The organism is Pseudomonas sp. P106(2024) (assembly GCF_057480815.1).
The window spans coordinates 738,239-762,169 of sequence record NZ_JBLIYU010000001.1 but is presented as its reverse complement, the minus strand read 5'-3'; the positions used below and the strand labels follow the sequence as shown (position 1 = coordinate 762,169).

Annotated in this window: 20 protein-coding genes; 10 read left to right on the top strand and 10 right to left on the bottom strand. The window is 64.0% G+C overall.

The window, feature by feature from the left end; genetic code table 11:
• Nucleotides 1-493: 493 nt before the first annotated feature.
• Nucleotides 494-1,714, bottom strand: coding sequence for a CaiB/BaiF CoA transferase family protein (locus AC25M7_RS03515; RefSeq protein WP_028689911.1), 1,221 nt, complete (start codon nt 1,712-1,714; stop codon nt 494-496).
• A 14-nt stretch (nt 1,715-1,728) separates the two neighbouring features.
• On the bottom strand, nt 1,729-2,910 hold the full coding sequence (locus tag AC25M7_RS03510) for an acyl-CoA dehydrogenase (protein WP_028689912.1): 1,182 nt from the start codon (nt 2,908-2,910) through the stop codon (nt 1,729-1,731).
• Between the two features lie 163 nt (nt 2,911-3,073).
• On the opposite strand from AC25M7_RS03510, the gene AC25M7_RS03505 reads away from it, so the two are divergent.
• The 5 genes from AC25M7_RS03505 (at nt 3,074) to scpC (ending at nt 8,983) form a co-directional block, all read left to right on the top strand.
• Nucleotides 3,074-3,973 carry a LysR family transcriptional regulator gene (locus AC25M7_RS03505; protein WP_486970725.1) on the top strand — a complete coding sequence of 300 codons (900 nt, stop codon included), beginning with the start codon at nt 3,074-3,076 and terminating at the stop codon, nt 3,971-3,973.
• Between the two features lie 441 nt (nt 3,974-4,414).
• Nucleotides 4,415-5,536 carry a Re/Si-specific NAD(P)(+) transhydrogenase subunit alpha gene (locus AC25M7_RS03500; RefSeq protein ID WP_028689914.1) on the top strand — a complete coding sequence of 374 codons (1,122 nt, stop codon included), beginning with the start codon at nt 4,415-4,417 and terminating at the stop codon, nt 5,534-5,536.
• Nucleotides 5,537-5,547: 11 nt separating this feature from the next.
• Nucleotides 5,548-5,862: an NAD(P) transhydrogenase subunit alpha part 2 gene (locus AC25M7_RS03495; protein ID WP_023631272.1), complete on the top strand. Its 315-nt coding sequence runs from the start codon at nt 5,548-5,550 to the stop codon at nt 5,860-5,862.
• A gap of 2 nt (nt 5,863-5,864) precedes the next feature.
• On the top strand, nt 5,865-7,301 hold the full coding sequence (locus AC25M7_RS03490; RefSeq protein WP_028689915.1) for an NAD(P)(+) transhydrogenase (Re/Si-specific) subunit beta: 1,437 nt from the start codon (nt 5,865-5,867) through the stop codon (nt 7,299-7,301).
• A 188-nt stretch (nt 7,302-7,489) separates the two neighbouring features.
• Nucleotides 7,490-8,983: a succinyl-CoA:acetate CoA-transferase ScpC gene (gene scpC / locus AC25M7_RS03485; protein WP_028689916.1), complete on the top strand. Its 1,494-nt coding sequence runs from the start codon at nt 7,490-7,492 to the stop codon at nt 8,981-8,983.
• A 69-nt stretch (nt 8,984-9,052) separates the two neighbouring features.
• Here scpC and AC25M7_RS03480 read toward each other — a convergent pair whose 3' ends face one another.
• Nucleotides 9,053-10,720 (bottom strand): putative bifunctional diguanylate cyclase/phosphodiesterase, encoded by a 1,668-nt coding sequence (locus AC25M7_RS03480; protein WP_088851567.1) that lies wholly within the window; start codon nt 10,718-10,720, stop codon nt 9,053-9,055.
• A 256-nt stretch (nt 10,721-10,976) separates the two neighbouring features.
• Here AC25M7_RS03480 and rep point away from each other — a divergent pair, with 256 nt between their 5' ends.
• Nucleotides 10,977-12,986 (top strand): DNA helicase Rep, encoded by a 2,010-nt coding sequence (gene rep / locus AC25M7_RS03475; RefSeq protein ID WP_028689918.1) that lies wholly within the window; start codon nt 10,977-10,979, stop codon nt 12,984-12,986.
• A gap of 63 nt (nt 12,987-13,049) precedes the next feature.
• The gene (locus tag AC25M7_RS03470) at nt 13,050-13,622 is read left to right on the top strand and encodes a xanthine phosphoribosyltransferase (protein ID WP_011536381.1); all 573 of its coding nucleotides are present in this window, start codon (nt 13,050-13,052) and stop codon (nt 13,620-13,622) included.
• 40 nt (nt 13,623-13,662) lie between these two features.
• Here the strand turns inward: AC25M7_RS03470 and AC25M7_RS03465 are convergent, their stop codons facing one another.
• The 5 genes from AC25M7_RS03465 to dadA all read right to left on the bottom strand — a co-directional run bounded on the left by AC25M7_RS03465 (nt 13,663) and on the right by dadA (nt 19,461).
• Nucleotides 13,663-15,525 carry an acetyl-CoA hydrolase/transferase C-terminal domain-containing protein gene (locus AC25M7_RS03465; protein WP_186595085.1) on the bottom strand — a complete coding sequence of 621 codons (1,863 nt, stop codon included), beginning with the start codon at nt 15,523-15,525 and terminating at the stop codon, nt 13,663-13,665.
• 149 nt (nt 15,526-15,674) lie between these two features.
• Entirely contained in the window at nt 15,675-16,079 is a 405-nt protein-coding gene (locus AC25M7_RS03460; RefSeq protein ID WP_036985953.1) for a c-type cytochrome, read from the bottom strand.
• A gap of 154 nt (nt 16,080-16,233) precedes the next feature.
• The gene (locus AC25M7_RS03455; protein WP_023629132.1) at nt 16,234-16,782 is read right to left on the bottom strand and encodes a cupin domain-containing protein; all 549 of its coding nucleotides are present in this window, start codon (nt 16,780-16,782) and stop codon (nt 16,234-16,236) included.
• Between the two features lie 108 nt (nt 16,783-16,890).
• Nucleotides 16,891-17,964, bottom strand: a complete 1,074-nt coding sequence (alr, locus tag AC25M7_RS03450) for an alanine racemase (RefSeq protein ID WP_182323993.1) — start codon at nt 17,962-17,964, stop codon at nt 16,891-16,893.
• Nucleotides 17,965-18,159: 195 nt separating this feature from the next.
• Nucleotides 18,160-19,461, bottom strand: coding sequence for a D-amino acid dehydrogenase (dadA, locus tag AC25M7_RS03445; RefSeq protein WP_028689923.1), 1,302 nt, complete (start codon nt 19,459-19,461; stop codon nt 18,160-18,162).
• Nucleotides 19,462-19,617: 156 nt separating this feature from the next.
• On the opposite strand from dadA, the gene dadR reads away from it, so the two are divergent.
• A complete protein-coding gene (gene dadR / locus AC25M7_RS03440; protein WP_003258963.1) occupies nt 19,618-20,106 on the top strand; it encodes a transcriptional regulator DadR in 489 nt (162 codons plus the stop codon).
• A gap of 4 nt (nt 20,107-20,110) precedes the next feature.
• Here the strand turns inward: dadR and AC25M7_RS03435 are convergent, their stop codons facing one another.
• The gene (locus tag AC25M7_RS03435) at nt 20,111-20,464 is read right to left on the bottom strand and encodes a YkgJ family cysteine cluster protein (protein ID WP_050707514.1); all 354 of its coding nucleotides are present in this window, start codon (nt 20,462-20,464) and stop codon (nt 20,111-20,113) included.
• A gap of 183 nt (nt 20,465-20,647) precedes the next feature.
• Here AC25M7_RS03435 and AC25M7_RS03430 point away from each other — a divergent pair, with 183 nt between their 5' ends.
• Nucleotides 20,648-21,940: an NAD(P)/FAD-dependent oxidoreductase gene (locus AC25M7_RS03430; protein ID WP_028689925.1), complete on the top strand. Its 1,293-nt coding sequence runs from the start codon at nt 20,648-20,650 to the stop codon at nt 21,938-21,940.
• A gap of 96 nt (nt 21,941-22,036) precedes the next feature.
• Here the strand turns inward: AC25M7_RS03430 and AC25M7_RS03425 are convergent, their stop codons facing one another.
• Entirely contained in the window at nt 22,037-22,267 is a 231-nt protein-coding gene (locus tag AC25M7_RS03425) for a DUF1127 domain-containing protein (RefSeq protein WP_028689926.1), read from the bottom strand.
• 177 nt (nt 22,268-22,444) lie between these two features.
• Between AC25M7_RS03425 and AC25M7_RS03420 the strand changes: the two genes are divergently transcribed.
• Complete coding sequence (locus AC25M7_RS03420; protein ID WP_028689927.1) at nt 22,445-23,875, top strand: aminotransferase-like domain-containing protein; 1,431 nt, start codon at nt 22,445-22,447, stop codon at nt 23,873-23,875.
• The last annotated feature ends 56 nt before the right edge of the window (nt 23,876-23,931 follow it).

Below are 23,931 nucleotides of genomic sequence, written 5' to 3'. Positions count from 1 at the left end.
GTCCGTACTCACAAGCACCCACACGAATTGCTTGATTCAATTTGTTAAAGAGCGTTTGGCTGAGAGCGTTTCGTCTCAACCGAGGCGCGCATTTTACGCTTTCCTCATTTGCTGTCAAGCGTTTATTTTGAGGTTTTTAACGAAGAATTCGTTTCACTTCAAACACTTGACTCGCTGCGATCTCTCGTAGCGGGAGGCGAATCATACAGCGTTACAACCTGCTGTCAACTGCCTTTCTCACCGCTGCCGATCGTTAGACCGAAGCACCTCCGCCACCCTCTTCAACAATCAACTCATTGATATTCAAGGAGTTTTTCGTTCCGATGTCGCTGGAAGTGGGGCGCATTATAAGGGGATCTGACAGGGCGTCAACCGTTAATTTCATAAAAATCAAAAAGATCGCGTCAGAAGCCCTGGTACCTATATAAGCAGCCCCAAAACAAAAGCAGGGAGGCCTATCGGCCTCCCTGCCCCTTACTATATAGGTAGCGCGTCACAGCACCCCGGCAGCCCGGAGTCGCTGCACCGCCTCCCCATCCAACCCCAGCACATCGCCAAGCACCGCCTCGGTATGCTCCCCCAGCAACGGTGGCGCCTGCCGATACTCCACCGGCGTCTCCGACAACCGGATCGGGCTGGCCACCTGCGGCACGCTCCCCGCCAACGGATGAGGAACATCCACTGCCAACCCACGGGCCAGCACCTGCGGATCCTGGAACATCTGCGCCAGGTCGTTGATCGGTCCGCACGGCACGCCTGCCTTCTCCAGCTCGCTCACCCACTCGGCCGTGGTCTTGAACACCGTGGCCTGGCGAATCAGCGGAATCAGCTCGGCGCGATTGGCCACCCGCTGTTTATTGGTGGCGAAGCGTGGGTCATCCGCCCAGTGCGCCTGCCCGGCCACTTCCGCGAACTTGCGGAACTGCCCGTCATTGCCCACGGTAAGAATGAAGTTGCCATCGGCCGTCGGGAAATCCTGGTATGGCACGATATTCGGGTGCGCATTGCCCAGCCGACGAGGCGCAGTACCCGTGGTGAGGTAGTTCATTGCCTGGTTGGCCAGGCAGGCCACCTGTACATCCAGCAGCGCCATGTCGATGTGCTGGCCGATACCAGACTGGTCACGATGCGCCAGGGCCGCCAGGATCGCCACGGTGGAATACAGCCCGGTGAGGATGTCGGTCAGCGCCACCCCGACCTTCATCGGCCCGGCTCCCTCCTCCCCCTCCGGGCGACCGGTCAGGCTCATCAGCCCACCCAGCCCCTGGATCATGAAGTCGTAGCCGGCACGCTTGGCATATGGCCCGGTCTGGCCGAAGCCGGTGATCGAGCAGTATATGAGCGTCGGATTGACCGCCTTCAGGCTTTGATAGTCCAGCCCATAGGCCGCCAGCCCGCCAACCTTGAAGTTCTCGATGACGATATCCGACTTCGCCGCCAGCTCGCGCACCAGACGCTGGCCTTCCGGCTGGGTAAAGTCGATGGTCACCGAGCGCTTGTTGCGGTTGGCCGACAGGTAGTAGGCCGCCTCGCTGGTGTTCTCGCCCTGAACATCGCGCAGGAAAGGCGGCCCCCAGGAACGGGTGTCGTCACCCGCTCCCGGACGCTCGACCTTGATCACATCGGCGCCAAGGTCAGCCAGGATCTGGCCGGACCAGGGGCCGGCCAGCACCCGGGAAAGATCCAGCACCCGCAGATGGGAAAGCGCGCCCATGGCCTGGTCCTCTATTAATAGAACGCCTGGATGCCGGTCTGCGCGCGCCCGAGGATCAGCGCGTGCACGTCATGGGTCCCTTCATAGGTGTTGACCACCTCGAGGTTGACCAGGTGGCGGGCCACGCCGAACTCGTCGGAGATGCCATTGCCGCCCAGCATGTCGCGGGCCAAACGGGCGATGTCTAGGGCCTTGCCGCAGGAGTTGCGCTTCATGATCGAGGTGATCTCGACCGCCGCGGTACCTTCATCCTTCATCCGCCCCAGGCGCAGGCAGCCTTGCAGGGCCAGGGTGATCTCGGTCTGCATGTCGGCCAGTTTCTTCTGGATCAGCTGGTTAGCAGCCAGTGGGCGGCCGAACTGCTGGCGGTCCAGGGTGTACTGGCGCGCGGTGTGCCAGCAGGCCTCGGCGGCGCCCAGGGCGCCCCAGGAGATGCCATAGCGGGCAGAGTTCAGGCAGGTGAACGGGCCCTTGAGGCCACGCACGTCCGGGAAGATGTTCTCCTCCGGCACGAACACGTTGTCCATGACGATCTCGCCGGTGATCGAAGCGCGCAGGCCAACCTTGCCGTGGATGGCCGGGGCGCTGAGGCCGTCCCAACCTTTCTCCAGCACGAAGCCGCGGATATCGCCGGCATCGTCCTTGGCCCAGACCACGAATACATCGGCGATCGGGCTGTTGGTGATCCACATCTTGCTGCCGGTCAGGCGATAGCCACCGTCGACCTTGCGGGCGCGGGTGATCATCGAGCCCGGGTCGGAACCATGGTTGGGCTCGGTCAGGCCGAAGCAGCCGATCCACTCGCCACTGGCCAGTTTCGGCAGGTACTTCTGCTTCTGCGCCTCGGTGCCGAACTCGTTGATCGGCACCATCACCAGTGACGACTGCACGCTCATCATCGAGCGGTAGCCAGAGTCGATGCGTTCCACCTCGCGGGCGATCAGGCCGTAGCACACGTAGTTCAGGCCGCTGCCGCCGTACTGTTCAGGGATGGTCGCGCCGAGCAGACCGACTTCACCCATCTCGCGGAAGATCGCCGGGTCTGTCTGCTCGTGGCGGAACGCCTCCAGCACACGGGGTGCCAGCTTGTCCTGGGCGAACTGATAGGCGCTGTCGCGAACCATGCGCTCTTCTTCAGTGAGCTGCTGATCCAGCAGCAGCGGGTCGATCCAGTTGAAGCTTGCCTTGCCAGCCATGTGCGGATTCCTCGAAAGATGGGAACGAATTGTTGTGCTGGATTTATCCTAGGCCTGATCGGCCGGCGGTACAAACGAGGATTGCGCACGGTTTAGTGATATTTTCTCACTTCGTAATCACCGAAATGCCCTGTTCAAAGCCAGACAAGTGAGGTTGACGTACATGCGCCGCAAGATCCCCAGCACCACCGCATTGGTATGTTTCGAGGCAGCCGCGCGTCACGAGAGTTTTACCAAGGCCGCCCAGGAGCTGGCCCTGACCCAGGGCGCCGTCTGTCGGCAGATTGGTGGCCTTGAGGCCTTCCTTAACGTGGAACTGTTCCGTCGCTCGCGACGGGGCGTGAAGCTGACCGAAGCCGGGCTCTCCTACAGCCGCCAGGTGGCTGCGCAGCTTGATGCGGTGGAGCGCGACACGCTTTCGGTGATGCGCCAGCAAGGCGCCAACGTGATCGAACTGGCGGTGGTGCCGACCTTCGGCACGCAATGGCTGCTACCGCGCCTGAAGGACTTCCAGCAGCGCCACCCCGATGTCACGGTCAACCTGACCAACCGCACCCGCCCCTTCCTGTTCGCCGACACGCCCTTCGACGCCGCCATCTACTTCGGCGACGCCGACTGGTCCGGCACCCAGTCCCACCGCCTGATGGGCGAGAACCCCATGCCGGTGTGCAGCCCCGCGCTGCTGGAAGGGCAAGCCAGCCTCGACGCCCGGCGCATCGCCGAGTTGCCCCTGCTGCAGCAGACCACGCGCCCCTATGCCTGGCGGCAGTGGTTCGACGGCCTGGGCCTGAGCGTCGAACGCGACATGACCGGCCCGCGCTACGAACTGTTCTCCATGCTGGCCCAGGCCGCCATGCACGACATGGGCATTGCGCTGATCCCACCCTTCCTGATCCAGCGCGAGTTGCAAGAAGGCCGACTGCTGGTCGCTAACAGGCATGCCCTCTCCAGCGACAAGGCCTACCATCTGATGATCCCCGAGCGAAAGGTGGAATCCGCTTCGCTGCGGGCGTTTCGCGACTGGCTGGTGGTGCAGGCACAGCAGTACACCGCCGCCAACTGAAGGCAAAAACCAAATAATTGACTCCGTAGTCAATTATTTTTAACACCTACAGATATATGGATTTGTCGCAAATTCGTAATCTGTTCCGTAGAGCGGAAAAACCGTAGCAACCCTAGTGACTACGCGGGTTTGCGGCTTATTTTGCGACATTCACAACGCCGTGAACGAAAACGGCCGAAATTTTTTCTTTTTTTCCCCTAAGCTGCGAATAGCGCGTACTTGACGGGCTGGCTCGGAATCGTTGCGACATACGGTCACAGGGTGACTTGTAGTTTTAAGTTCGTTTCGCTTCAGAACCTGTTGAAGGCCCCTGGGTTCGTCTGCAAAATGCCTCTCCCGCCTCGAACCAGGCGGAGTCGTGCTCTACGGCCGCCCAGCCGCACCACCCGAAGTGCGCTGGTTTCCATAAAGACAATAAAGGTCACCGCAGGAGACATAGTCGTGCACATTGGTGTTCCTCTCGAGACGCAGACGGGTGAGACAAGGGTCGCCGCGACCCCGGAAACCATCAAGAAACTGGTAGGCCAGGGCCATCAGGTCACCGTGCAACGGGGGGCAGGGCTCAACGCCAGCATTCCGGACAGTGCCTATGAAGCCGTGGGCGCCACCCTGGGCGAAGCCACTGACGCCTTTGGCGCGCAGCTGGTGCTCAAGGTGGTCGCGCCCAATGACCAGGAACTGGCGCTGATCAACAGCGGCAGCCTGCTGGCGGGCATGCTCAACCCCTTCAACAACGAACTGATCGGCAAGATGGCCGAACGCGGCATCACCGCCTTCGCCCTGGAAGCCGCGCCGCGCACCTCGCGGGCCCAGAGCCTCGACGTGCTGTCGTCCCAGGCCAACATCGCCGGCTACAAGGCCGTGCTGCTGGCGGCCCACCACTACCCACGCTTCATGCCCATGTTGATGACCGCCGCCGGCACGGTGAAAGCCGCCCGCGTGCTGATCCTCGGCGCCGGCGTCGCCGGCCTGCAGGCGATCGCCACGGCCAAGCGCCTGGGCGCGGTGATCGAAGCGTCGGACGTGCGCCCGGCGGTGAAGGAGCAGATCGAGTCGCTGGGGGCCAAGTTCATCGACGTGCCCTACGAGACCGATGAAGAACGCGAATGCGCCGAAGGCGTCGGCGGCTATGCCCGACCGATGCCGGCCAGCTGGATGCAGCGCCAGGCCCAGGCCGTGCACGAACGCGCCAAGCAGGCCGATATCGTCATCACCACCGCGCTGATTCCCGGGCGCAAGGCGCCGACCCTGCTCAGCGCCGAGACCGTGGCGCAGATGAAACCCGGCTCGGTGGTCATCGACCTCGCCGCGGCCCAGGGTGGCAACTGTCCGCTGACCGTGGCCGATCAGGTCGTCATGCACAACGGCGTGACCCTCGTCGGCCCGACCAACCTGCCGGCCCAGGTCGGCGCCGATGCCTCGGCGCTGTACGCGCGCAACCTGCTGGACTTCATGAAGCTGCTGTTCGACAAGGACGGCAGCCTGGTCATCAACCTCGAAGACGACATCGTCGCCGCGTGCCTGATGTGCCGCGACGGCCAGGTCGTGCGCAAGAACGGCTGAGGAGCACGACAATGGAAGACATGCTGATTTCCCACGGCATCTACAACCTGATCATCTTCGTGCTGGCCATCTACGTGGGCTACCACGTGGTGTGGAACGTCACCCCGGCCCTGCACACGCCGCTGATGGCGGTCACCAACGCCATTTCCGCGATCGTCATCGTCGGCGCCATGCTGGCCGCCGCGCTGACCGTCACCCCGGCCGGCAAGGTCATGGGCACCCTGGCCGTCGCGCTGGCCGCGGTCAACGTGTTCGGTGGCTTCCTGGTCACCCGCCGCATGCTGGAAATGTTCAAGAAGAAAACCAAGAACGAGGGGCAGAAGTAAGCATGAGCATGAATCTGGTAACGCTTCTGTACCTGGTCGCCTCGGTCTGCTTCATCCAGGCGCTCAAGGGCCTCTCGCACCCGACCACCTCACGCCGGGGCAACCTGTTCGGCATGATCGGCATGGGCATCGCCATCCTCACCACGGTCGGCCTGATCTACAAGCTTGGCGCGGAGCTGGCGACCGCTGGCATCGGTTACGTCATCGTCGGTCTGCTGGTCGGCGGCAGCGCTGGCTCGATCATGGCCAAGCGCGTCGAGATGACCAAGATGCCCGAACTGGTCGCCTTCATGCACAGCATGATCGGCCTGGCCGCGGTGTTCATCGCCATCGCCGCCGTGCTCGAGCCGCAATCGATGGGCATCGTCGCCAGCATCAGCGACCCGATCCCCACCGGCAACCGCCTGGAGCTGTTCCTCGGCGCGGCCATCGGTGCGATTACCTTCTCGGGCTCGGTGATCGCCTTCGGCAAGCTGTCGGGCAAGTACAAGTTCCGCCTGTTCCAGGGCGCACCGGTACAGTTCGCCGGCCAGCACAAGCTGAACCTGATCCTGGGCCTGGCGACCATCGCCCTGGGACTGCTGTTCACCTTCACCGGCCACTACAGCGCGTTCACCCTGATGCTGGCCCTGGCCTTCGTCATGGGCGTGCTGATCATCATCCCGATCGGCGGCGCCGACATGCCGGTGGTGGTGTCGATGCTCAACAGCTATTCGGGCTGGGCGGCGGCGGGTATCGGCTTCTCGCTGAACAACTCGATGCTGATCATCGCCGGCTCCCTGGTGGGCTCCAGCGGTGCGATCCTCTCGTACATCATGTGCAAGGCGATGAACCGTTCGTTCTTCAACGTCATCCTCGGCGGCTTCGGCGGCGATACCGATATCGGCGCGGCGCAGGGTTCGAAGGAGCAGCGCCCGGTGAAGTCCGGCTCGGCCGACGACGCCACCTTCCTGCTGAGCAACGCCGACAGCGTGATCATCGTTCCCGGCTACGGCCTGGCGGTGGCGCGCGCCCAGCACGCGCTCAAGGAACTGACCGAGAAGCTGGTGCACAACGGCGTGACCGTGAAATACGCGATCCACCCGGTTGCAGGCCGTATGCCAGGCCACATGAACGTGCTGCTGGCCGAAGCCGAGGTGCCGTACGACCAGGTGTTCGAGATGGAAGACATCAACGCCGAGTTCGGCCAGGCCGACGTGGTACTGGTGCTGGGCGCCAACGACGTGGTCAACCCGGCGGCGAAGAACGATCCGAAGTCGCCGATTGCCGGCATGCCGATCCTCGAGGCCTTCAAGGCCAAGACCATCATCGTCAACAAGCGCTCAATGGCCAGCGGCTACGCGGGCCTGGACAACGAACTGTTCTACCTGGACAAGACCATGATGGTGTTCGGTGACGCCAAGAAAGTCATCGAGGACATGGTCAAGGCCGTGGACTGACCCGACCTTGCACCTATAAGAAGTGCATAAGGCCCCTGGGGAGATATTCCCAGGGGCCTTTTCATTGGCTTGATCCAGATCAACGGCTCTACTTCCGGCCTTCGCCTACGACCATGGTCGCGGGACGGTTCCGGGTGAAATCTCTAGACTGCGCTTCCAGTAGCTTCAGTAGCCTGAGATAACAATCCATGTACCGTGATCGTATCCGCTTGTCCTCCCTGCACAGCAAGGTTATGAGTGCGGCTGACGCCGCTGGCCTGATCCAGGACGGCATGACCGTCGGCATGAGCGGTTTCACCCGCGCCGGCGAAGCCAAGGCCGTGCCCCACGCACTGGCCGAGCGTGCAAAACAGTCGCCGCTGAAGATCAGCCTGATGACCGGCGCCAGCCTGGGCAACGACCTGGACAAGCAACTGACCGAGGCCGGCGTGCTGGCCCGGCGCATGCCGTTCCAGGTCGACAGCACCCTGCGCAAGGCCATCAACGACGGCAAGGTGATGTTCATCGACCAGCACCTGTCGGAAACCGTCGAGCAGCTGCGCAACAAACAGCTCACCCTGCCGGACATCGCGGTCATCGAAGCGGTGGCGATCACCGAGCAAGGCCATATCGTGCCGACCACCTCCGTCGGCAACTCGGCCAGCTTCGCGATCTTCGCCAAGCAGGTCATCGTCGAGATCAACCTGTCGCACCATGCCAACCTCGAAGGCCTGCACGACATCTACATCCCGACCTACCGCCCGACCCGCACGCCGATCCCGCTAGTGAAGGTCGACGACCGCATCGGCAGCACCGCGATCCCGATCGACCCGGCCAAGATCGTCGGCATCGTCATCAGTGATCAGCCGGACTCGCCGTCCACCGTGCTGCCGCCTGACCACGAGACCCAGGGCATTGCCGACCACCTGATCGCCTTCCTCAAGGGCGAGGTGGACGCCGGGCGCATGAGCAACAACCTCGGCCCACTGCAGGCCGGCATCGGCAGCATCGCCAACGCGGTGATGTGCGGCCTGATCGAGTCGCCGTTCGACAACCTGACCATGTACTCCGAAGTGCTGCAGGACTCGACCTTCGACCTGATTGACGCCGGCAAGCTGAGCTTTGCCTCGGGCAGCTCGATCACCCTGTCGAGCCGCCGCAACGCCGACGTGTTCGGTAACCTGGAGCGTTACAAGGACAAGCTGGTGCTGCGTCCGCAGGAAATCTCCAACCACCCGGAAGTGGTCCGTCGCCTGGGGATCATCGGCATCAACACGGCGCTGGAGTTCGACATCTACGGCAACGTCAACTCCACCCATGTCTGCGGCACCAAGATGATGAACGGCATCGGTGGCTCGGGCGACTTCGCCCGCAACGCGCACCTGGCGATCTTCGTCACCAAGTCGATCGCCAAGGGCGGCGCGATTTCCAGCGTGGTGCCGATGGTCAGCCACGTCGACCATACCGAGCATGACGTGGACATCCTGGTGACCGAGGTGGGCCTGGCCGACCTGCGCGGCCTGGCGCCGCGCGAGCGTGCCCGGGTGATCATCGACAACTGCGTGCACCCGGACTACCGCGCAGCGCTCAACGATTACTTCGAGCGCGCCTGCCAGCGTGGCGGGCATACCCCGCATATCCTGCGCGAAGCCTTGAGCTGGCATGAAAACCTGGAAGAGACCGGGCGCATGTTGGTCGGTTGATCATCTTTACAGCTTGAAATTGCCGGGGGCGCTTTGCGCCCCTTTTCGCGGCACAAGGCTGCATGAGATCTATAAGGTCTGCACCAGACCCGGGCTCGGCACCTGCAACAGGTACTCGATCAACGCCTCCACCGGCAACGGCCGGCTTACCAGGAAGCCCTGCACCTGGTCGCAACCGAATGCCCGCAGCAGCGCCAGCTGCTCCTCGCTCTCCACCCCTTCGGCCACCACCTCCAGGTTCAGGTTGTGCGCCAGGTTGATCATCGCGTGCACCAGCTTGGCATTCTCCTCGCGCTGCTCCATGCCACCGACGAAGCTACGATCGACCTTGAGCAGCGTGATCGGCAGGCTGTTCAGGTGCACGAACGACGAGAAGCCGGTCCCGAAGTCATCCAGCGAGAAACGCACCCCCAGGCGCCCCAGGGCGTCCATGGTCTGGCGCACCAGCTCGTTGCGCCGCATCACGGCGGTCTCGGTCAGTTCGAACTCCAGCCAGCGGGCATCGACGCCGTGCTCGACGATCAGCCGGCTCAGAGTGGCCAGCAACTGGCTGTCCTGAAACTGGCGGAAGCTCAGGTTCACCGCCATGTGCAGCGGCGCCAGGCCGCGCTCGCGCAGGGCCTGCATGTCGCTCAACGCCCGGGAGATCACCCAGTAGCCCAACGGCACGATCAACCCGCTCTGTTCGGCCAGCGGCACGAACTCGCTGGGCGCCAGCAGGCCGCGCTCGGGATGGTTCCAGCGCACCAGCGCCTCGAGCCCGACGATGCAGCCATCGGCGAGGTTGAGCCGCGGCTGGTAGTGCAGCTCCAACTCGTCGCGGCGCAGGGCGCGGCGCAGCTCGCTTTCGAGGTCGGCCAGGCTGCGGGCGTTGCGGTTGATGCGCTCGTTGAACACATGGAAGGTGCAGCCCTGGCTGCTCTTGGCCTGGCGCATGGCGATATGCGCGTGCCACATCAGCGGGTCGGCGCCGGCCTGGGCGCGGGCATGGGCGATCCCCAGGCTGCAGCCGAGCAGCAGGCTCTCGCCGTCGATCCAGTAGGGCTCGGTCAGCGCCTCGGTAATGCGCTCGGCCATCCACTCGGCGCGGTTGGGGTCGCGCCGGGTGTCGATCAGCAGGGCAAACTCGTCGCTGCCCAGGCGCGCCAGTTGATCGCTCGCCTCCAGTTGGTGCTTCAGCCGGGCGACCACCTGCAGGATCAGGCGGTCCCCCCCCTGGTGGCCGAGGGCATCGTTGACGTGACGGAAGTTGTCCAGGTCGAGGTGGCCGAGGGCCAGGCCGCGACCTTCGTTCTCGGCCAGGCGTGCGGTCAGCAGGGCCTGGAAGCCCTGGCGGTTGGCGATGCCGGTCAGCGGATCCTGTTCGGCCAGCCGCTGCAGGGTGGCCACCAGTACACCGCGCTCACGCACATGGCGCAGGGAGCGACGCAGGGTATCAGTGGTCAGCTGCGCCAGCACAAGCCAGTCGCTGACACCCAGCGGCGCGCTGGCCGGCTCCTGCTCCAGCAGCAGGATGGTCGGCAGCTCGCAACGCCCCGGGGCCGGCTGCAGCTCGGGCGTGGCCAGCACCACGGCCTGGCGGTCGTTGGCGAACAGGCTGTCCACCGCCGCCCAGGTCGGCGCGGTCAGCAGCACGACACTGCCACCCATCGGCTGCAGGCATTCGCGCAGGTGCACGGCCCATTCCGACTCATCAGCCAACAGCAGCAAACGCAGGGGTTCGACAGGCGTGGACAAGCGGGCTCCTTAGACATGGGCGGTGGAACGGCGAGCGCGGGCAATCCTACCCGATTAATTGGAAATGATTTTCACTTTTAGTCGTTGCCCTTCCCTGGCCGCCATCCCGACGCAATCTGACGTGCATCCTGCGCGAAAGTAGCAGATGCGGCAAATCCGATTCGCGCCCTCCATCACAACGTCAGACGGTCGCGCATTAATAGCCCCATGCCTGCTAGAATGCGCGGCTATTTTCTGGTTACCCCCGGTTTCTAGCATGTCCCGACTCAATCCCCGGCAACAGGAAGCCCGAGACTACGTCGGCGGCCCTCTTTTGGTGCTCGCCGGTGCAGGCTCCGGCAAGACCAGCGTGATCACGCGCAAGATTGCCCACCTCATCCAGAACTGCGGCATCCGCGCCCAGTACATCGTGGCGATGACCTTCACCAACAAGGCCGCGCGCGAGATGAAGGAGCGGGTCGGCACCCTGCTGCGTCCGGGAGAAGGCCGGGGCCTGACGGTGTGCACCTTCCACAACCTGGGCCTGAACATCATTCGCAAGGAACACGAGCGCCTGGGCTACAAGCCGGGCTTCTCGATCTTCGACGAATCCGACATCAAGGCGTTGCTGTCGGACATCATGCAGAAGGAATACTCCGGCGACGACGGCATCGACGAGATCAAGAACATGATCGGTGCCTGGAAGAACGACCTGATTCTGCCGCCCGAGGCCCTGGAAAAGGCGCGCAACCCGCGCGAGCAGACCGCGGCCATCGTCTACACCCACTACCAGCGCACGCTCAAGGCGTTCAACGCGGTGGATTTCGACGACCTGATCCTGCAACCGGTCAAGCTGTTCCAGGAGCACCCCGACGTGCTCGAACGCTGGCAGAACCGCGTGCGCTACCTGCTGGTGGACGAGTACCAGGACACCAACGCCAGCCAGTACCTGCTGGTGAAGATGCTGATCGGCATGCGCAACCAGTTCACCGTGGTCGGCGACGATGACCAGTCGATCTACGCCTGGCGTGGCGCCCGCCCCGAGAACCTGATGCTGCTCAAGGAGGACTATCCCTCCCTGAAGATCGTCATGCTCGAGCAGAACTACCGATCCACCAGCCGCATCCTGCGCTGCGCCAACGTGCTGATCGCCAACAACCCCCACGCCTTCGAGAAAGAGCTGTGGAGCGAGATGGGCGTTGGTGACGAAATCCGCGTGATCCGCTGCAAGAACGAGGAAGCCGAGGCCGAACGCGTGGCCATGGAAATCCTCACCCTGCACCTGCGCACCAACCGCCCGTACAGCGACTTCGCCATCCTCTACCGGGGCAACTACCAGGCCAAGCTGATCGAACTGAAGCTGCAGCACCACCAGGTGCCGTACCGCCTGTCCGGCGGCAACAGCTTCTTCGGCCGCCAGGAGGTCAAGGACCTGATGGCCTACCTGCGCCTGCTGGTGAACCCGGACGACGACAACGCCTACCTGCGGGTGATCAACGTGCCGCGCCGCGAGATCGGCTCGACCACCCTGGAAAAGCTCGGCAACTACGCCACCGAACGCGGCATCTCGATGTACGCCGCCAGCGAGGAGCTGGGCCTGGGCGAGCACCTGGATGCCCGCTACACCGAGCGCCTGCAGCGCTTCAAGCACTGGCTTGACGGGGTGCGCCACAAAGTCGCCCTGGAAGACCCGATCGCCGCGCTGCACGAGATGATCCGCGACATCGATTACGAGAACTGGATCCGCCAGCAGACCGCCAGCGACAAGGCCGCGGAGTTCCGCATCAGCAACGTCTGGTTCCTCGTCGAAGCGCTGAAGAACACCCTCGAGAAGGACGAAGAGGGTGACATGACCATCGAGGACGCCATCGGCAAGCTGGTGCTGCGCGACATGCTCGAGCGCCAGCAGGAAGAGGAAGAGAACGCCGAGGGCGTGCAGATGATGACCCTGCACGCCTCCAAGGGCCTGGAGTTCCCCTACGTGTTCATCATGGGCATGGAGGAGGAGATCCTCCCCCACCGCTCGAGCATCGAGGCCGACACCATCGAAGAGGAACGCCGCCTGGCCTACGTGGGCATCACCCGCGCGCGCCAGACCCTGGCCTTCACCTTCGCCGCCAAGCGCAAGCAGTACGGCGAAATCATCGACTGTACCCCGAGCCGGTTCCTCGACGAACTGCCGCCGGACGACCTGGCCTGGGAAGGCCTGGACGATGCGCCCGTGGAAGTGAAAGCCGCGCGCGGCAACAACGCCCTGGCCGATATCCGGGCGATGCTCAAACGCTGATCAACCATTACTCTTTAACTTTGCCGCTTCGTGCGGCCACCTTTGTTACATCGGAGACACACAGTGGAAGCACTGCAGCAGAAGATTCGCGAAGAAGGCATCGTGCTTTCCGACCAGGTACTCAAAGTCGATGCGTTTCTCAACCACCAGATCGACCCTGCGCTGATGCAGCTGATCGGTGACGAGTTCGCCCGCCTGTTCGCCGATTCGGGCGTGACCAAGATCGTCACCATCGAAGCCTCCGGCATCGCCCCGGCGGTGATGACCGGCCTGAAGCTCGGCGTACCGGTGATCTTCGCCCGCAAGCACCAGTCGCTGACCCTGACCGAGAACCTGCTGACTGCCTCGGTGTACTCCTTCACCAAGCAGACCGAGAACACCGTGGCCATCTCGCCGCGCCATCTCAACAGCAGCGACCGCGTGCTGGTGATCGACGACTTCCTGGCCAACGGCAAGGCGTCCCAGGCACTGATCTCGATCATCAAGCAGGCCGGCGCCACCGTGGCAGGCCTGGGCATCGTCATCGAGAAGTCGTTCCAGGGCGGCCGTGCCGAACTGGACAGCCAAGGCTATCGCGTCGAATCGCTGGCTCGTGTGAAGTCGCTTGAAGGCGGCGTAGTCACGTTCATCGAGTGATGGACTCGTGGGAGCGGGCTTGCCCCGCTCCCACGCTGCATCATTGCCGCGTCGCCTGAAGCGCCGCCAGCAGCAACCGCTGATACAACTCCGCCTTCAAACCCTGCGGGTCATCCAGCCGCATCCGCGCCAACTGTGCTCCATACCCCTCGGGCCCCGGTGCATCCAACGCCGCCTTGCCCAACTCCAAAACCTCGCTCAGCTTGAACTTGCTCTTCAACCAGTTCAGCGCCCGCAACAGATCCCGCTCCTCTGCCGTGAAATCAGTCCCCAGCGGATACTCAGGGAACAGCCGTGCATGCCGCGCCCGAATAGTCTCAAGCCGCTCAGGCGTATTGTTCATGAACCGCGCCTCCAGCTCGAAGTCCTTGGCCAGCTTGCCCGCCGCCTTGGCCTGCTCCATCAGCTCGCGCTGAAAACGTGAGTCACTGATCGCCAGCAACCGCGCAATGACTTCGCTGTCGGTCTGCCCGCGCAGGTCGGCAATGCCGTACTCGGTGATCACGATGTCCCGCAGGTGCCGGGGGATGGTGCAATGGCCGTAGGTCCAGTAAAGGTTCGAGGTCACTTCGCCACCGGCCTCACGCCAGCTGCGCAGCAACAGGATCGAGCGACCGCCCTCCAGCGCGTGCCCCTGAGCGACGAAGTTGTATTGCCCGCCCACGCCGCTGAGTACCCGGCCATCCTCGAGCTGGTCGGCAACCCCCGCGCCGAGCAGGGTCATGCCGAACACCGTGTTGACGAAGCGCGCATCCCGACGCTGGCGACGCTTGCGCGCCTCCTGGCCGTAGAGCTCGTTGATGAAGCTGATGGCGCTCATGGCGAAACGTGCGCGCTGTTGCAACGGCATCTCGCGCAGGCGCTGGTAGAACGCCCGAGGCCCAAGGAAGAACCCGCCATGGATCAGCACCCCCTGCTCGTCGGCAGGACGGCGCACCACCCCGGCGTCGGCCAGTGCCAGCAGGCCATTGACGAACATCTCGCTGCAGCCGTACAGCCCCTGGGCGAAGGTATCCAGCCCCCCTTCCCGCTCGATCAGCGCCTGCCATGGTCCGATATCCAGCTCATCGAGCAGCGCACGATAGCCCTCGTTGTCGCCCTGGCGCGCCAGCAGCGCCGCGGTGATCGCATCACCCATGGCGCCGATGCCGATCTGCAGGGTGCCGCCGTCGCGTACCAAGGCGCTGGCATGCAGGCCGATGCAATGGTCCTGGGTGTTCACCGGCATGTTCGGGGTGGAGAACAGCCGGCGTCGCTCGGGCTGGTCGATCAGCAGGTCGAACTGCGTCAGTTCCAGCTCCGCGTCCCCGGGCATGTAGGGCAGTTCGTCGTGGACTTGACCCAGCACCAGAATGGTCTCGCCAGCGGCGCGACGCCGGGTGATCATCGGCAGCAGGTCGAGGGTGATGTCGGGATTGCATGCCAGACTTAGGTGGTCGGGCCTTTCAGGCGTGGCCGCCACCAGTTGCGCGACCAGGTTCAGGCCTTTGGCGTTGATGTCGCGGGCCGCGTGGCTGTAGTTGCTGCTGACGTAATCCTGCTGCGCCGCGTCGCTGTGCAACAGGCTGCCGGGCTGCATGAAGAACTGCTCGACGCGTATGTTTGCCGGGAGTCGGTCGGCACGCAGGTCGGCCAGGTAGGTGAGTTCTTCATAGTCGGCGAACACCCGCTCGACGAAGGGCTCGAGGAAACGACGCTGCAAACCATCGCCCAGCGCGGGACGACCAAGGGATAGGGCGGTGTAGATCGTCAGCCGGCGCTCGGGGAGATCGCGAACTCGCGCATACAACGCGTTGACGAAGGCATTGGGTTTGCCCAGGCCAAGCGGCAGGCCCATGTGGATATGGCTGGGCAGGCGGGCCAGGGCTTGTTCGACAGCCTGGTCGATGGAGCAGCGATACATCTGGGCCTCCTGAGTCATCCTTGGGTTCAGGGGTTGGACACAAGTCGCAGCGGGTTGGTTGCCTGTTCCGGCACCGCAATAGGGCCATCAGAGTCCGAAAAAACAAAAGCCCGCCATCAATGGCGGGCTTTACTCGAATCAGATCAGGTTCACAGCCCCGACATCTTCTTGATCGCACCTTTCAGGTCTTCATCCGAGCAATCGGCGCACGTCCCTTTCGGTGGCATGGCGTTGATGCCGGTGATGGCCTTGGCCAGGATGCCATCGAGGCCGCCCTGGTGGTCGGCGCGTTCTTTCCAGGCCGCCGTGTCGCCAATTTTCGGCGCGTTCAGCAGGCCAGTGCCATGGCAGGCGTTGCAGTGCTTGGCGATGATCTCGTCCGGGGTCTTGGCACCGCCCCCGCCGGCAGTGGCGGCCACTTCCATGCCCTTGCATTCCTGGCCCTGGACGCACACCTGGCCAACCGGCTCGAGGCGCTTGGCGATGTCGTCGTTGGTTGCAGCGGTTGCGCTCATTGCCCAAAGGGCGAATACGGCTGCTGGTACGGCCAGCATCTTCTTGATTTGGTTCACGCGAACACCCTCATGGTGGCTAATCACGCCCGCGGCCACGGAATTGCGAGCGTTGAAAAGTATAGCGGGAACCCGGAAGGCGTGAAACGACCACACTGAGGGAAAGGGTATTGGCGAATCAATGCACTGCGCTGGATCAAAAGTTCGACGGGGTCGCCGCACTGATCAGCCGCGCCGGCTCCTCGAACGGGTTGCGAAAGCGGTGCGGACGGGTGCTTTCGAAGTAGTAGCTGTCGCCGGCCTCGAGAATGAATATTTCAGTGCCGACCACCAGTTCCAGGCGGCCTTCGAGCAGGATGCCGGTCTCTTCGCCGTCGTGGGTGAGCATTTCCGCGCCGGTGTCGGCACCCGGCGGGTAGACCTCGGTGAGGAAGGCGATGGCCCGGTTGGGATGCGACTTGCCGACCAGCTTCATGGTCACCGCGCCATCGGAGATGTCGATCAGCTCGTGGGCCTTGTAGACGATCTGGGTCGGGCTCTCAGGCGCCAGCTCCACCGAGAAGAACTCGACCATGGACATGGGGATGCCGCTGAGCACCTTGCGCAGGGAGCTGATCGACGGGCTGACGCTGTTCTTCTCGATCATCGAGATGGTGCTGTTGGTCACCCCCGCGCGCTTGGCGAGTTCGCGCTGGGACAGGCCCTTGAGCTTGCGGATGGCTTGCAGTCGTTCACCGACGTCCAAAGCTGGAGCCTCCTGAATCGGTCGAGATGGGGGTAGTGTGAACGATATGATGGCAATGCCGTTCAGTATTTACAACACACAGCCCCGCAGCCTGTCCGCTTCAGCGTCTTATTCGCCGATATAGTCCAGTGGCACGCGTTTGAGATTGCAGAAGATCTGGTACGGAATGGTCCCGGCCTGCAGCGCCACGTCACTGGCCAGGACTTGCTTGCCCCATAGCTCCACCGGGCTGCCGACAGTGGCCTCGGGCACCTCGGTGAGGTCGACGCAGAGCATGTCCATCGACACCCGGCCGATCAGCTGGGTGCGCTTGCCGGCCACCACCACCGGGGTGCCGGTGGGCGCCTGGCGTGGGTAGCCGTCGGCATAGCCCATGGCGACCACGCCCACGCGGGTCGGGCGCGGGCTGACGAATTTGGCGCCGTAGCCCACCGGCTCGCCGGCCGGCAGCTCGCGCACGCTGATGATCCGCGATTGCAGGGTCATCACCGGTTGCAGGCGGGCCGCTTCGGCCTGCGCCACCTCGAACGGCGTGGCGCCATAGAGCATGATGCCCGGGCGCACCCAGTCGCTCTTGATGCGCGGCCAGCCCAGCACCGCCGGGGAGTTGCGCAGGCTGCACTCGGCGGCCAGGCCCTGGCGCGCGGCCTCGAACACGGCGACCTGTTGCTCGGTGGCGGCGGCATCGAGTTCGTCGGCGCGGGCGAAGTGGCTCATCAGCACGATACGCGACACCATGCCGCTGGCCAGCAGGCGCTGGTAGGCGTCGTGATAATCCTTGGGGTGCACGCCGACGCGGTGCATGCCGGTGTCCATCTTCAGCCAGATGGTCAGCGGCTTGCGCACCGAAGTCTGCTCGATCGCTTCCAGCTGCCACAGCGAATGCACCACGCACCACAGGTCATGCTCGGCGATCAGCGCCAGCTCGCTGGCCTCGAAGAAACCTTCGAGCAGCAGCACCGGCGCCTTGATGCCCGCCGCGCGCAGCTCCAAGGCCTCCTCGATGCAGGCCACGGCAAAACCGTCGGCCTCGGGCTCGAGCGCCAGGGCGCAACGCACAGCGCCATGACCGTAGGCGTCGGCCTTGACCACTGCCAGGGCCTTGGCGCCGGTCAGCTCACGGGCCAGGCGGTAGTTGTGACGGAGGGCTTGGAGGTCGATCAGGGCACGGGCGGGACGCATGGCGGCAGCCTTCTGGCAATTCTGGTTATCGATAAAGCCCCGACACGGCAGATGGGGGTAGGTACCCACCGCGCCGGGGTGAGGGAACGGGTCAATCGGTTTTCGGCCTTATCGCGGGACAAGCCCGCTCCCACCAGCCTCTACGGTGTTCGTGGGAGCAGGCTTGCCCCGCGATAAGGCCAGCAGTATCAATGCTTACTGATGCGCAGGCGCCGGCTGCCCGTGCTTGGCGATCTCGCGGCTGTTGCCATAACGCGAGATGTCCAGGCCTTCGGCACTGATCTGCGGCTTCTTGCGCGCGATCAGGTCTGCCAGCAGGCGACCGGAACCGCAGGCCATGGTCCAGCCCAGGGTGCCGTGACCGGTGTTGAGGAACAGGTTACGGAACTTGGTCGCCCCGACGATCGGGGTACCGTCCGGGGTGGCCGGGCGCAGGCCGGTCCAGAAGCTCGCCTGGCTCAGGTCGCCGCCGCGAGGATAAAGGTCGTTGACGATCATCTCCAGCGTTTCGCGTCGACGCGGGTTCAGCGACAGGTCAAAACCGGCAATCTCGGCCATGCCGCCAACGCGGATGCGGTTGTCGAAACGGGTTATGGCGACCTTGTAGGTCTCGTCCAGGATGGTCGAAGTCGGCGCCATGTCGCCATTGGTGATCGGCACGGTCAGCGAGTAGCCCTTGAGCGGATAGACCGGGGCCTTGATGCCCAGTGGTTTGAGCAGTTGCGGCGAATAGCTGCCCAGGGCCAGCACGTAGCGGTCGGCGGTTTCCAGCTTGCCGTCGATCCATACGCCGTTGATGCGGTCACCGGCGAAGTCCAGGCGTTGGATATCCTGACCAAAACGGAACTCGACGCCCAGCTTGATGGCCATTTCGGCGAGCTTGGTGGTGAACAGCTGGCAATCGCCGGTCTGGTCGTTGGGCAGGCGCAGGGCACCGGCGAGGATGTCCTTCACCCCGGCCAGGGCCGGCTCGACACGGGCGATGCCGTCGCGGTCGAGCAGCTCGTAGGGAACGCCGGACTGTTCCAGCACGGCGATATCCTTGGCCGCGGCGTCCACCTGGGCCTGGGTGCGGAACAGCTGGGTGGTGCCCAGGCTGCGGTTTTCGTAGGCGATGCCGGTCTCAGCGCGCAGCTCGTCGAGGCAGTCGCGGCTGTACTCGGACAGGCGCACCATGCGCTCCTTGTTCACCGCGTAGCGGCTGGCGGTGCAGTTGCGCAGCATCTGCGCCATCCACAGGTACTGGTCGACGTCGCCGGTCAGCTTGATGGCCAGGGGCGCGTGGCGCTCCAGCAGCCACTTGATGGCCTTGAGCGGCACGCCCGGGGCGGCCCAGGGCGAGGCATAGCCGGGCGAGATCTGGCCTGCGTTGGCGAAACTGGTTTCCATGGCCACCGCCGGCTGGCGATCGACCACCGTGACCTCGAAACCTTGCCGGGCCAGATAGTAGGCACTGGCGGTACCGATCACACCGCTACCAAGTACCAGAACTCGCATTGTTGTATCCCTCGCACGCGGCTCGCCGCAGTCTTTTGTTGAAATGGCATGGATGCGCGCAGTATATGAATCTCCGACCAGTGCTATTCACTATATAAGCAGCTATATTTGGCGAGAATTCTCGGCAAAATCGCCTTTCACGGAGGGGCATCCCCTATGAGAACCCAGCACCAGAGCAAACGTGAACTGGACAAGATCGACCGCAACATCCTGCGGATCCTGCAGAATGACGGGCGTATTTCCTTCACCGAACTGGGCGAAAAGGTCGGACTGTCCACCACCCCCTGCACCGAACGCGTGCGGCGCCTGGAGCGCGAGGGGATCATCATGGGCTACAACGCCCGGCTCAATCCGCAGCACCTGAAGGGCAGCCTGCTGGTGTTCGTCGAGATCAGCCTGGACTATAAGTCCGGCGACACCTTCGAGGAATTCCGCCGCGCCGTGCTCAAGCTGCCGCACGTGCTGGAGTGCCACCTGGTGTCGGGCGACTTCGACTACCTGGTGAAGGCGCGGATCTCGGAGATGGCCTCGTACCGCAAGCTGCTCGGCGACATCCTGCTCAAACTGCCCCATGTGCGCGAGTCGAAGAGTTACATCGTGATGGAAGAGGTGAAAGAGAGCCTGTGCCTGCCGATCCCGGACTGAGGTCTCAGACCAGCACCTGACGGGTCGTGGCGATGAACTGGTGGACCAGTTGCTCGGCCGCAGGCTCGATGGGTTGCGCCGGTCCTCGGCCACGGGGGCAGGCCAGGCGCGGGGTGGTACCGAACAGGCGGCAGATCATCGGGCGCTCTGCATAGACCGTACAGCCGTTCGGGCCCAGGTGCACGCAGTCCAGCCGCTCCAGGGCGGCGTCCTGCTCGGCCTGGGTCTTGCGCGGCAGACGGGCCATTTCCTCGGCGGACGTGGTGACCGGGCCGCAGCAGTCATGGCAGCCGGGCTCGCACTCGAACGAGGGAATGAGTTCGCGCAGGAAGTGGATCTTGTGGCGGTTGCAGGACATGACCAAGGACAGTGCGATGAATGAGGTTGAATTATAAGCCCAGTCGCGGGGCAAGTCGCATCGGCGCACCGCCGCTCCCACGCGTACGTACTGGCGTGGGAGCGGCGGTGCGCCGATGCGACTTGCCCCGAGATTGGGCAGTTGCCTATCCTCCCCCTTTCGTCTCAACCCAGGAATCGCCCCATGGTCCACAGCGCGCAGCACGCCGCCTCCTACTACGCCGCCAGCAGCGCGCCCCACCCTGACCATCCGTTCCTGCAAGGCGAACACAGCGCCGACGTGTGCATCGTCGGCGGTGGCTATTCAGGCCTGAACACCGCCATCGAACTGGCCGAGCGCGGCTTGTCGGTGATCCTCCTGGAGGCACGCAAGCTCGGCTGGGGCGCCAGCGGCCGCAACGGCGGCCAGCTTATCCGCGGCGTCGGCCACGGCCTGGAGCAGTTTCTCCCGGTGATCGGTGAAGAAGGGGTTCGCAGCATGAAGCTCATGGGCCTGGAGGCCGTGGAGATCGTCCGCGACCGCGTCGAGCACCATGGCATCGACTGCGATTTGACCTGGGGCTACTGCGACCTGGCCAACAAGCCCGCCGAACTGGAGGGCTTCGCCGAAGACGCCGAGGAGCTGCGCAACCTGGGCTATCGCCACGAACTGCGACTGGTACAGCCCGGCGACATGCACTCGGTGGTGGGTTCGGGCCGCTATGTCGGCGGCCTGGTCGACATGGGTTCGGGCCACCTGCACCCGCTCAACCTGGCACTCGGCGAAGCCGCAGTGGCCAGCCGCCTGGGTGTCGGCCTGTACGAGCAGTCTGAAGTCACACGCATCGACTATGGCCCCGAGGTGAAGGTACACACCGCCCAGGGCCGGGTGCGCGCCAAGACCCTGGTGCTGTGCTGCAACGCCTACCACAACGACCTCAACCGCGAGCTGGGCGGCAAGGTGCTACCCGCCGGCAGCTACATCATCGCCACCGAACCCTTGGGTGAAGAACGCGCCCGCCAGTTGCTGCCGCAGAACATGGCGGTGTGCGACCAGCGCGTGGCACTGGACTACTACCGCCTGTCCGCCGACCAGCGCCTGCTGTTCGGCGGCGCCTGCCACTACTCCGGACGCGACCCGCAGGACATCGCCGCCTACATGCGGCCGAAGATGCTCAAGGTGTTCCCACAGTTGGCCGATGTGCGCATCGACTACCAGTGGGGCGGCATGATCGGCATCGGCGCCAACCGCCTGCCACAGATCGGCCGTCTGGCCAGCCAGCCCAACGTCTACTACGCCCAGGCCTATTCCGGCCATGGGGTCAACGCCACCCACCTGGCCGGACGCTTGCTCGGCGAGGCCATTAGCGGCCAGCAGGGTGGTCGTTTCGATCTGTTCGCCAAGGTGCCGCACACCACGTTCCCCGGCGGCCAGCTGCTACGCTCGCCGCTGCTGGCGCTGGGGATGCTCTGGTACCGGCTCAAGGAGCTGGTCTGATACCGGCCTGAACCAGGCCCTCTGTGGGAACGGCCTTGTGTCGCGCTGGGGCCGCAAAGCGGCTCCAGCGATTTCAACAGTAATCAGCAATCCGGCTCAGTCCTTCCAGAAGGGCTTGCGCCCTTCCCGTCTCGCCTGCTCCCAGGTCAGCCCGATATCGCGCAACTGCCGATCATCCAACTGCAGCAGCGCCCTGCGGGTCCGCCAGCGATGCAGCATCAGGCCCCAACGACTCAGGCCGGCCGGCGCATTGAAGACCTTGGGCCGCTGCCCGGCCTCGAGTTCACCAGGCAACAGTTGCAAGCGCACATCGCTCAAGCCACCCATCACTGCGTTCTCCCATCAGTTGATACCGTGGGGAAAGCATGCACCCTCGTGCCCTCGACAATACAGACTCAACGGCGGCTTATTATTCCCATACAGAATTGGCGAGAAGTCAGTTGAATGAAGTATTTTCCAACAATCTGTATCGGTCATCGACCCGCAAACGCGTAGGAGTATGCCGTGACGCTCTACCTCAACCTCGCCGAACTGCTCGGCTCGCGTATCGAGCAAGGCCTCTACCGCCCTGGCCAACGCCTGCCCTCGGTGCGCGCCCTGAGCGTCGAGCACGGGGTCAGCCTGAGCACCGTACAGCAGGCCTACCGCCTGCTGGAGGACAACGGCCTGGTATCGCCTCGGCCCAAGTCCGGCTATTTCGTCGCCGAGGATCGCCAGCTCCCCGCCCTGCCCGACATCAGCCGCCCCGCCCAGCGGCCTGTGGATATCTCCCAGTGGGAACAGGTGTTGGAGCTGGTCCGCGCCACCCCGCGCCCGGACGTGATCCAGCTCGGTCGCGGCATGCCCGACGTCGACAGTCCCACGCTCAAGCCACTGCTGCGCAGCCTGGCGCAGATCAGCCGGCGCATGGACATGCCCGGCCTGTACTACGACAACATCCACGGCAACGCCCAGCTGCGCGAGCAGATCGCCCGCCTGATGCTCGACTCCGGCTGCCGCCTGGGCCCGGCCGACCTGGTGGTGACCACCGGCTGCCACGAAGCACTGTCGTGCAGCATTCGCGCGGTGTGCCAGCCCGGCGACATCGTCGCGGTCGATTCGCCCAGCTTCCACGGCGCCATGCAGACGTTGAAGGGCCTAGGCATGAAAGCCCTGGAGATCCCCACCGACCCAATCACCGGCATCAGCCTGGAGGCCCTGGAACTGGCACTTGAACAGTGGCCGATCAAGCTCATCCAGATCACCCCCAGCTGCAACAACCCGATGGGCTACATCATGCCCGAAGCGCGCAAGAAGGCCCTGCTGACCCTCGCCCAGCGCTATGACGTGGCGATCCTCGAAGACGATGTGTATGGCGATCTGGCGTACACCTACCCACGCCCGCGCACGATCAAGTCGTTCGACGACGATGGCCGCGTGCTGCTCTGCAGTTCGTTCTCCAAGACCCTGGCCCCGGGCCTGCGGGTCGGCTGGGTAGCCCCCGGGCGCTACCTGGAGCGGGTGCTGCACATGAAGTACATCAGCACCGGCAGCACCGCCTGCCAGCCGCAGCTGGCGATTGCCGACTTCATCGCCGAAGGCCACTACCAGCCACACCTGCGACGCATGCGCAGCCAGTACCAGCGCGGCCGCGACCAGATGTGCGACTGGGTGACCCGCTACTTTCCCCCGGGCACCCGCGCCAGCCGCCCGCAAGGTGGCTTCATGCTGTGGGTTGAATTGCCGGAAAGTTTCGATACGCTGCGCCTGAACCGCGCTTTACTGGAGCAGGGTGTGCAGATTGCCGTAGGCAGCATCTTCTCGGCCTCGGGCAAGTACCGGAACTGCCTGCGCATGAACTTCGCCGCCCGACCCACGGCGCAGATTGAAGCCGCCGTGCGCAAGGTCGGTGAAACCGCCCTTCGTCTACTGGAGGCCGAGCACGGCGACGGGTAACGTTGCGCCGCCTGGCATTGTCCAACCCCATAAGCCCTTGCTGCACAGGACGATCC